Origin of the sequence: Citrobacter sp. Cpo089, from assembly GCF_030332695.1 — a bacterium.
Lineage (GTDB): Bacteria > Pseudomonadota > Gammaproteobacteria > Enterobacterales > Enterobacteriaceae > Citrobacter > Citrobacter portucalensis.
Map to the genome: position 1 here is coordinate 1 of NZ_JAOWHJ010000037.1, position 2,708 is coordinate 2,708.

A 2,708-nucleotide genomic window follows, 5' to 3' on the forward strand; every position below is an offset into this window, starting at 1 on the left:
TGAACTGACCCCATAATGTTGGACAGTTTATTTTAAGCGGTTATCTGGGCCTGGGTTCGGTACTCTACCGGACTCAGGCCTTTCAGTTTCTGTTTTATTCTTTCATGGTTGTAATAGTGGATGTAGTCATCGATAGCCATGCGCAACTCGCTGATATTCTTGTGTTCCGTGAGGTAAAAACACTCAGATTTCAGTGTGCCGAAGAAGCTCTCCATCACTGCATTGTCATGACAGTTTCCCTTTCTTGACATGCTCTGTTTTAGACCCGCCTCCTTTAGCCGGTTCTGATAATGCGCCATCTGATATTGCCAGCCCTGATCTGAGTGGAGCAGCGGGTATTCGTTTTTGCCCAGTACAGATATAGCCTTCGACAGCATGTTATCCACCATCGACAGAAGAGGACGGGACTCCATCTGATACGCTACTATTTCTCCGTTATACAGATCCAGAACCGGGGACAGATACAGCTTTTCTCCGCTTATTTTAAATTCCGTGACATCTGTTACCCACTTCTGGTTGGGTTTATCCACACTGAACTGCCGGTTCAGTACATTACCCGCAACTTTCCCATGCCGGCCTTTGTAAGAGTTATATTTCTTCCTTCTGATACAACAGGTTAAATCTAACACCTTCATTAACCTCTGAACCGTTTTATGGTTCAGTAAGCTTCCTTCCCGGCGGCCAGCCAGCGTGATTCGCCTGTATCCATACCGTCCTTTATGTTTATGGAACAGCGTTAAAATATGCTGCTTATCATCGGCATATTTGTCTGGTTTTTTACCGTTGGCCAGTTGCCAGTAGAACGTGCTTCTTGCCAGTCCTGCAGCTTTTAACAAGCGTGCAAGAGGGAACTTCAGCCTTAACTCATTCACGACCTGCGCTTTATCCCGCGTCCTGACGTGCTTCTTTCCCTGAGTAAGGCCTGCAGCTTTTTTAGATATGCCACTTCAGCACGCAGTTGTTCAAGTTCCTCACGTTCATCCGGAGCAAGGGGGGTCTGCAAAGGAGGGACGGGGTGATTCTCAGGGCGTTCTGGCATCGTTTTTTTCCTGCGTCGACTGTCTGTAAGGGCTTCTAATCCCCCTTCATCATACAGTCGTTCCCACTGACTAACAGTGGAAAAGGCAGGGATAGTGAATTTTGCACAGACTTCGCGAACAGACAGCTGGTGTTCACGCATATGCAGGATAACGGACTCTTTAAAAGCAGGAGAATAGGTGAAATGCCGGGTTGTAAGCCCGGCTTCGCCATGGAGCTTCCAGGCGGCAGACCATTTACGAACGGCACTGTGATCGATACCAAAACGTTTTGCAGTCGCCTCCTGTCCTTCCAGCCCGGAAAGATAGTGCTGCACAACCTCAAGCTTGAAGCTGAGAGAATACTTGCTCATAAAAAACTGCACCTTACTTCGTTGGGTGTCCAACTTTTTGGGTGCAGTTCACTGCCCGGTTTTTTGTTGTCAGCTTTAGACTTACTCAGCTTTGGCTTTGTAACCACGCAGAGCATTTCGCCCCAGCACCACGCCTGCACCAATCATCCCACCAAGCAGAACCGCCAGCACGAGGGTAATCGCTTTTTTCGGGCTGTCACGACGAATCGGTAACGTTGGTTTCATCACATAGCGGTAGGCGTGTAACTCAGCCCCTTCAAGCTTAAGACTTTCGATATCCAACAGCTTTTGTTTGGTCTGGAAGTAGTTATCAGACAATATCAAAGGGCGTGTAGATTCGTGCTCAATCATGGACTTCAGGGCATCACTACCCAACAGGAACATACTGTCCTGCGTCACATCCTGCGTCTGCTGAATTTGCGGCTTAATCACCCCGGCCTGCTCGGCATAACGCAGCGCTTCCTGAATTTGCTTAATTCGCAGATCTTTTTGCTCCTGAGCGACCACTTCCTGAGTTTTCAGAGAGTCTTGCAACGTGGTTGTTTGCAACTTGATATTATCAACCAGGTCAAGCTCCAGCTCTTTAGCAACCTTTTCATCTGTTTGTTGAATGTATTCGGCGAGCTGACGCTGAGCGTCTTCTGGTGAGCTACCCACATAAGAAACCGCCAACGGCAGCGGTTGGCCTTTAACAGATTGTTCAATTGACAGTTTCTGTGGTTCTTCCTGATTATCAAGCGTTTCAGCCAATGCAGAGAGAGAAGTACTGAAACGACCAACCACGTTTGTCTGCAGTTCAGTAGCCTTGGGGGCGCTGACACCATACAACACATTGAGGGCGTTGTTATATGTGGCGATCTGACCAACATCCGGTTGAGTAATAATGGCTGTTGAGGTCCATTTCTCCTTAGCAACTGCCAGATAGCCCACAGCAAGCACTATGGCAATAACAATCGCGATAACGATTGTTACTTTCCCACGCCATAACGGTAATGACTCCAACTTATTGATAGTGTTTTATGTTCAGATAATGCCCGATGACTTTGTCATGCAGCTCCACCGATTTTGAGAACGACAGCGACTTCCGTCCCAGCCGTGCCAGGTGCTGCCTCAGATTCAGGTTATGCCGCTCAATTCGCTGCGTATATCGCTTGCTGATTACGTGCAGCTTTCCCTTCAGGCGGGATTCATACAGCGGCCAGCCATCCGTCATCCATATCACCACGTCAAAGGGTGACAGCAGGCTCATAAGACGCCCCAGCGTCGCCATAGTGCGTTCACCGAATACGTGCGCAACAACCGTCTTCCGGAGCCTGTC

At 48.6% G+C, this 2,708-nt stretch carries 1 protein-coding gene and 2 pseudogenes; all 3 read right to left on the reverse strand.

Features of this window, described 5'->3' with window-relative positions:
• Window positions 1-32: 32 nt before the first annotated feature.
• Window positions 33-1,390, reverse strand: a protein-coding gene (locus OGX92_RS05990) for an IS3 family transposase (RefSeq protein ID WP_174785198.1) whose coding sequence is annotated in 2 segments (ribosomal slippage) — window positions 33-928 and window positions 928-1,390 — 1,359 coding nt in all. Because the reading frame shifts where the segments join, the coding sequence is not laid out codon by codon here.
• An 81-nt stretch (window positions 1,391-1,471) separates the two neighbouring features.
• A pseudogene (gene wzzB / locus OGX92_RS05995) lies at window positions 1,472-2,377 on the reverse strand (LPS O-antigen chain length determinant protein WzzB); the annotation flags it as partial.
• Window positions 2,378-2,393: 16 nt separating this feature from the next.
• Window positions 2,394-2,708: pseudogene (locus OGX92_RS06000) on the reverse strand (IS1-like element IS1B family transposase); the annotation flags it as partial.